At 63.1% G+C, this 271-nt stretch carries 1 protein-coding gene; it reads left to right on the top strand.

What is annotated here, in order from left to right; genetic code table 11:
- Nucleotides 1-271 (top strand): hypothetical protein (locus ACR9ZK_RS22045; protein ID WP_481344084.1); only part of this gene is annotated, 271 nt, incomplete at both ends.

A 271-nucleotide genomic window follows, 5' to 3' on the forward strand; every position in this document is an offset into this window, starting at 1 on the left:
GCGTTGGAGCGCGGCTCGCTGGAGGTTTACTGGACGCTGTACAGCGTCGCGCAGCCGAAGCCGGTGTCGTCCAGTCGTTTGCAACTGAATGTGGGTGATCCGGAACCCGATCTGCTGGCCCCGATTCTTGAAGAGACGGTGGGTGGGACGCTAGATCCAGCCCGTGTTCCGCAGGGCACTAGCGTTATCGTGCGACCTTACGCCCGGATGGCTGTCGGGGACCGGGTCATCCTGTCCTGGCATGGTGTCGAAGGGCTGCCGGTGATCAACG

This window comes from Monashia sp. HAY1-5C (genome assembly GCF_056755255.1).